Genomic DNA, 6,392 nt, shown 5'->3' with positions numbered 1-6,392 from the left:
GTCAACCGGGAACTTAATCCTCAAATGATCGTAGAAAATGTAATAAAAGATGTAGAACAGTTCAGAGGATACCGTGAATTGCTTGATGATATTTCACTGTTAGTAATTAAACGAGTTTAAAAAAAGAAATTTCATGAAAGAAAAAGTTTTAGGGGATTATGAACTTACACCAGATTATCTCCCCGCAGAAGGTGATCTGAAATTCACCGTCAAACCTATTGACTTGATCACGCATTGGAGTCGTTGCGGCATAATTGCCAATTTCGTGGCCGAATTTCACGAAACGGGAGAAACTGACATTGACAAAAACATTGTCTCCACTGTTTTTAATGAATTGATTGAAAATGCCTCCAAGTATTCTACCAAACGCGACTCCGAAATTAACATTGAAGTGAAGCGTTATAACAGAATACTTAAAATGCAGGTATCCAACACCAGCAACCAATCCTATTTTGAATCACTGATGAACCGATTATCTCTAATCATCAATTCAGAAAATCTCGATGATCTGTTTTATGATGAGATGCTTAAAAAAGCCAGTGAAGACAAGCAGTCAGAGATCGGCTTGCTGATCATGTTCAAAGATTATCAGATAAAACTTGGAGCAAAAATGGTAGAAAAAGAAGGGGGGCTGTTTGAGATAACCGTTCAGGCCTATTATTTTATTGATAACCAGAAATAAAAAAATAACTGCTTCATAATTAAAACTTTTTATAAAAAATAACGCTATAAAGGATATGGAATTAGAAGTTGGGGATTCAAAGCTAAAATACGATAAAAGTCACAATACTGTCATAATAGAAGGATCAATGCGCCTTGCCAATCTTTCGGAATACGAAGTGGTAAGTGACTATCTTAATAAAGTGGCTGAACAGGCTGAAGATAGTCTGACTCTCGATGTGCAAAATCTTCAGTTCTTAAATAGTTCGGGAATCACTACATTCAGTATGTTTATACTTTCCTGTAAAAAACAGGGAAAACCAAAACTGAAGGTGCTTGGATCCAATGACATTTCCTGGCAGGAAAAATCACTGAGAAATTTTAAAAAGCTGTGGAATGACGTCGAAGTTGAAGTTAATTGAGCATATCGCGGAAGATGAAATCAAACTCAGACCCATGGATGATTATATTCATCTGCAACAAAAATATCATCAATTACTTAAGGAATATGAAGATCTGAAGAATGAATATCAGGACTTACATGTGCTGTATAACAATTTGATTGAACACAGCACCTTTATTGAGAATGAGCTGGATGAAAAGCTCAAGATCATAGAAGACGCAAATAAAAAGATCAATCAGAGCATTTCCTATGCTCAAAAAATTCAGTCTGCCGTATTTCCCAACAAATCTCAATTACACCACTTCTTCCCGGGGTCATTTGTTTTGCTCCGAAGCAGAGACGTAGTCAGCGGAGATTTTTATTGGTTCAGAAAGATTGACCACCGGATATTTATAGCTGCAGCCGATTGTACAGGTCATGGAATACCCGGGGCCTTTATGAGCATGCTGGGCATTGCCTTCCTAAACGAAGTAACCCAGCATTCTGAGATGGATGCCGATCAGATACTGGAAGATCTCCGAGACCTGATGAAATCCTCCCTTCACCAGCAAGGCTATACAAAAGAAACAAAAGATGGCATGGATATGGCGTTCTGTGCAATCGACACAGATAAAAATACCTTACAGTTTTCAGGCGCTTATCGGCCCCTTTATCATTTTCGTAACAATACCCTGAATGTATATAAAGGCGCAAGGGCACCCATCGGTATTTCCTTCAAGGAAAAGCCTTTTACCAAATATGAGATCGAGCTGCAACCGGGCGATACCTTCTACATGTTTTCGGATGGATATGTGGATCAGATCGCTCCCAACCGGGAAAAATACAAAACCAAGCGCTTTAAAAATTTTCTGCAGCAGATCCATACTTACGACCTTCCCAAACAAAAAGCCCTGTTGGAAGAGGAACTCGATAACTGGCAAAAAGATGAAGAGCAGGTGGATGATATTCTGGTGATGGGTTTTCGGATAAACGAACTGAATAAATAGTGTTTGTCCATAAAGTCAAAGAGATTTGAAAGAGGCTCTCAACGGCTTACTGGTCTGCCACTCCTGGTGAAATCATCCTTCGATTCCCTCCAGTTGCGAAATAAAATAATCCAGTTCTGTTCTAAGGTCAATATGGGGATATTTATCCAGAAACTGCTCCGTTTTTTCGATCTGTTTTTTCAGAAAATCGTGATACTCCAACGATTGAGGATGGAAAGGTCTGTGATTTCGTGCTTTAACAATGGCTTCTACCTTGTCCATTAACTTCCGGGTGGATTTTTTGACATAGGTATCGCAAAAGCGTTCCCATATGTAATCAATCGCCGTATCACCCGGATGAATCATATCTTTTGCATAAAAACGATAATCCCTCAATTCATCCATCAGGATCTCATAGGAAGGGAAATATTCCAGTTCGGAAAATTCTTCGATAAGCTTTTGTATGGCAAGAATCAGGACAGCTTTATTTTGCTGGTTGCCTGCCGCACCCTCTTTCCAGTGTCTCACCGGACTTATTGTAAATACAATGTGGAGGTTATTATTGAATTGCTTAAGCTCTTTGATCAGTTCCATGTAGCTTCCCACAATGCCTGGTATGTCAAGCAGGTACCTCTTAAATGCTTTAGCTGGTAATTTATGACAATTGGATACGATTTGATTTTTCTTTTTGTGAAAATACACCCGTGCGGTACCAAAAGTGATGACCAGCAGATGGGTATTTGCCAGCCATGCATTTCCCTTATGAATACCGGTGTTGATGTCCCGGAGTACTTTATCCCTGTCATATCCTGAAAAGGTGGTATCATGCCAAAAACTCAGCCAACGCCCATTGTATTGATCCAGGTCTTTTTCCTCAAAATACTTTTCATTCATCAAAATATCCAGTGCATTTTTTACAGACTCCGGATTATAAAGCACACCGAACGGATTAATGCATGTTGGAAATTTATACCGGCTAAACTTTGCTCCTATGTATTCCGTAAAACACGACCCCACCATCATCGTATTCTTTTTATAGTTCAAATTGAACTCCGATTCGGGTATCTCCACTGGTGTTCTAAAAAGTCTCATAATAAAACTATTGTTTGCTTTTTTCATGCATCCAGTCAATGATGGCCTCAAATACTTCATCCTTTTGAAATTCGTGATGAATTTCGTGATAAAGGCCATCCCAGGGCACAAAACGAATATCCACCCCGGCTTTTCCGGCATTCTTTACCAGCTCCTCACTGGCTTTGAATGAAGTAATCTTATCACCTGTCCCGTGCATCAATAGCACGGGTAAGTTCATCTGATCAATCTCTTTAATGACTCGCTTTCCTTCCTTCCTGGCACTGAAAAACAAGCTGGGAGTAATTTGCCTGTGTATTAACGGATCGGACTCATATTGTTCAATAATTCCCCGATCATGGGAAAGATAGTTGATATCCAATTTGGAATTCCTTATGAGAGTGGGAGCGATAATCTTCAATCCCCTGGCAAAAAAAAGTCTGATAGCCCCGGGTTCGGTCGAAAGCCTGAGCCACGGTGATGTGGCTATAATGCCTCTAACCCTGGCTGATCGCCTAAGGCCATAATTCAGCACCAGACTTCCTCCAAGGCTTTGTCCGTAAAGGAACCGTGGTATATCATTTTCCAGGCCCTCATGCTTAATCAGCGTTTCAATATCGTCGAGCAAATGATTGAACGTTGGGGTATGACCTCTTCTTCCGCTTGAACGGCCATGCCCTCTCAGATCCATTGTTGATACCGTAATGTTGTTTTCGATGAATCTCTTAATCCATGCTTCATACCTTCCTGAGTGCTCACTGAAACCATGAATGAGAAACAGGTGTGCGGTGGTGGTTCCGGTGGACTTCCAGGTTCTAACATAAAGTTTATTTCCGTCAACGGCGCGGATGAACCTTTCTTTATTTTCCATAAGGGATATTTTTCCTGCAAAATTACATCATTTCTGCTGATAACAATCGTATTCATTGTAATCGAATGAATAATCCTCTGATTTTCCTGTACGGCAAAAAAATTTTGTATATTTGCAATTCTTCGGCTCAGTAGTTCAATTGGATAGAACACCAGACTTCGGATCTGGTTGTTGGGGGTTCGAGTCCTCCCTGAGTCACAAAAAGAGGCACCCGCTGCGGAGCGCCTCTTTTATATTCTATAAGTCAAATACCGAAGAATCAATTCCTTCGTTGATTTTATAATCGTCTATCTGAAGCGTCATGCTTCTCATCCCTGAAATTTCAATCGTATAAGGAAACTTGACACCATTCACCGTTTTATAATCGGAAAATTTTTGAATGGTGGTAACTTCTCCCTGCTGTGTTTGCTGAGTTGATTTTGTTTGTATCTTCAGGCCGGTATCTATTGAATAGTAATCATAATGAACTTGTCCTGCAGGATTGGTTACCCTGATCTGATATGCCTTTTCACCCTCAACTGACTCAATGCCTTTTAGCTCAAGTTCGACATCAAGTTCGTTGTAATTTAAAAATTTGAACATCCTGGCTTCATACCTGAGATTTTTTAACTGATCTCCCTTTATTTGCCTCTCCTGTCCCATTCCGGTCATTTTACCTTCTTCTCCGTTATAAACCTGTTTTTGCATCACCTGGCCGTTCATCTCAGTGACATTGGCATATTTATCAGGAGCTTCGCGATAAGTTTTAATGGTGAGGGTTCGGCCATTCATAGAAATAGATCCGGTTTGCTGAAGGTCCTTGATATTATTGATCTTCTTCCGTCCACCTATCGCTTCAATATATTCCTCTACTACCTTCTCCGGAGTAAGGTCTTCAGGTAAAGGTGCAGCAGCCTCTATGGGTTCGCCTGTATGATCATACATTTCAACCTGTTCATCGGCATCGAAACGCCCGAGCTTCTCCGATACCTTTTCTTTATCTCCTACCACTACGATTATGGATTCATCCGGGAGGATATATTTTTGTGCTACCTGCTGCACTTCATCTGCCGTTACTTTCTCAACATTTTTCAGGTAATTGGCATAATAATCCCCGGGAAGATCGTAACGTTTGGTATTGAGGGCAAATCTGGCTATGGTTTGCGCATCTTCCAGCGATCTGGCAAACTGCCCGGTGATCACATTCTTGACCAGATCCAAATGTTCAGGATCTGCTTTTTCATTGCGTATCCTTTCCATCTCGTGCAGAAACTCATGAACAGCACTATCGGTTACTTCGGTACCCACTTCAGCATTCGCCCTGAAGTATCCTACATCCGTATCTTTAGATATGTTAGAACGGGCGCCATAGGTATAGCCTTTGTCTTCCCTCAGGTTCTGCATCAGATAACCGGAAAATACCCCTCCACCCAGAATATTGTTCATAACCTGTGTCTTGATAGCATCTTCATCTCCAACTTTAAGCTTAAGCGGATAAGTTACCGAAATAACCGATTGCACGGCATCTTCTTTATCAACCATGGCCACTTTGGTTCCTTCAGTCCTTTCCGGGAAATCATAATTGTGGTTGGGGACTTCTTCTTTTCCCCAGCTACCAAAATATTTCTTTGCATAGGATTTGGCTTCGTCCGGTGTAATGTCACCCACCATAACAAGGTAAGAAATGTTGGGCTTATAATATTTGTTGTAATAATTCTTACAATCTTCCCGGGTAATATTTTTTACAGTGGCTTTTGTCTCCACTTCGCCGTAAGGATGCCGGCCATTTCTCAGTTTTCTGGAAACCCGGTTCGCGATGAAAGAAGCATTGGTTTCGGAAGAAGTAAGGTTTGAAATGGTGTTTTTCTTGTATTTTTCAACCTCCTCTGTCGGATAGGTTGGACTGGTAACCACCTCGGACATAATTTCCAGCAATTCTTCTGAATTTTTGTTCAGGCAGGAAGCATAAATGCCATTTTTATAAGTATTGAGCGTAGCCCCGATAAAATCAACCGCTTCATCAATTTCTGCCTTTTCATGCCTGGAGGTGCCGTTTCTTAAAAGGCTACCTGCTGCACCAACATAGCCGGCTGCGTCGCCTTCCCTTACAGGATCGGCATCGATGGTTAGCTGAAATGATACCAGGGGCATATCATGATTCTCGGCGACAATAACTTCCAGACCATTATCGAGTGTAAAAGTAGTGGGCTCGCTGAACCTGATCTCGGGTGCGGGGCCGGCCTTTGGCGGTTCACTTCTGTCTACCTGTGCCTGGGCGGAGGAAACAACCCAAACAAAGAGCAATAATGTATATAAAAATATTGTTCTATTGGAGTCCATAATGCAATGTATTTTAAGATTAAAAGTTTATTGTTTTCTTGTAGATTGTGGCAAATAATACAACACCACCCTGTTGTCTTCTCTGAAATATTCGTTGGCCACC

At 41.0% G+C, this 6,392-nt stretch carries 6 protein-coding genes and 1 tRNA gene; 4 read left to right on the top strand and 3 right to left on the bottom strand.

Features of this window, described 5'->3' with window-relative positions; translation table 11 throughout:
- Nucleotides 1-133: 133 nt before the first annotated feature.
- The 3 genes from KGY70_15215 to KGY70_15205 are packed head-to-tail and all read left to right on the top strand — an operon-like array spanning nt 134 to nt 2,049.
- Nucleotides 134-682, top strand: a complete 549-nt coding sequence (locus KGY70_15215; GenBank protein MBS3776544.1) for a hypothetical protein — start codon at nt 134-136, stop codon at nt 680-682.
- Between the two features lie 55 nt (nt 683-737).
- Nucleotides 738-1,082 (top strand): hypothetical protein, encoded by a 345-nt coding sequence (locus KGY70_15210; GenBank protein MBS3776543.1) that lies wholly within the window; start codon nt 738-740, stop codon nt 1,080-1,082.
- Entirely contained in the window at nt 1,057-2,049 is a 993-nt protein-coding gene (locus tag KGY70_15205) for a SpoIIE family protein phosphatase (protein MBS3776542.1), read from the top strand. The genes KGY70_15210 and KGY70_15205 overlap by 26 nt, the downstream gene beginning before the upstream one ends.
- A gap of 72 nt (nt 2,050-2,121) precedes the next feature.
- Here KGY70_15205 and KGY70_15200 read toward each other — a convergent pair whose 3' ends face one another.
- The gene (locus tag KGY70_15200; GenBank protein ID MBS3776541.1) at nt 2,122-3,120 is read right to left on the bottom strand and encodes a GSCFA domain-containing protein; all 999 of its coding nucleotides are present in this window, start codon (nt 3,118-3,120) and stop codon (nt 2,122-2,124) included.
- Between the two features lie 7 nt (nt 3,121-3,127).
- Nucleotides 3,128-3,970: a lysophospholipase gene (locus KGY70_15195; protein ID MBS3776540.1), complete on the bottom strand. Its 843-nt coding sequence runs from the start codon at nt 3,968-3,970 to the stop codon at nt 3,128-3,130.
- 124 nt (nt 3,971-4,094) lie between these two features.
- Between KGY70_15195 and KGY70_15190 the strand changes: the two genes are divergently transcribed.
- Nucleotides 4,095-4,168 (top strand) — tRNA-Arg (locus tag KGY70_15190).
- A 39-nt stretch (nt 4,169-4,207) separates the two neighbouring features.
- Here KGY70_15190 and KGY70_15185 read toward each other — a convergent pair.
- Nucleotides 4,208-6,289, bottom strand: coding sequence for an insulinase family protein (locus KGY70_15185; protein ID MBS3776539.1), 2,082 nt, complete (start codon nt 6,287-6,289; stop codon nt 4,208-4,210).
- Nucleotides 6,290-6,392 lie beyond the last annotated feature (103 nt).

The organism is Bacteroidales bacterium, from assembly GCA_018334875.1.
In the GTDB taxonomy this organism is placed as follows: domain Bacteria; phylum Bacteroidota; class Bacteroidia; order Bacteroidales; family UBA12077; genus JAGXLC01.
This window is presented reverse-complemented; position numbering and strand designations above follow the sequence as displayed.

Coding starts and splice junctions, on each gene's coding strand:
- KGY70_15195 (MBS3776540.1), bottom strand. CDS start 3,970: ATGGAAAATAAAGAAAGGTTCATCCGCGCCGTTGACGGAAATAAACTT.
- KGY70_15215 (MBS3776544.1), top strand. CDS start 134: ATGAAAGAAAAAGTTTTAGGGGATTATGAACTTACACCAGATTATCTC.
- KGY70_15205 (MBS3776542.1), top strand. CDS start 1,057: ATGACGTCGAAGTTGAAGTTAATTGAGCATATCGCGGAAGATGAAATC.
- KGY70_15210 (MBS3776543.1), top strand. CDS start 738: ATGGAATTAGAAGTTGGGGATTCAAAGCTAAAATACGATAAAAGTCAC.
- KGY70_15185 (MBS3776539.1), bottom strand. CDS start 6,289: ATGGACTCCAATAGAACAATATTTTTATATACATTATTGCTCTTTGTT.
- KGY70_15200 (MBS3776541.1), bottom strand. CDS start 3,120: ATGAGACTTTTTAGAACACCAGTGGAGATACCCGAATCGGAGTTCAAT.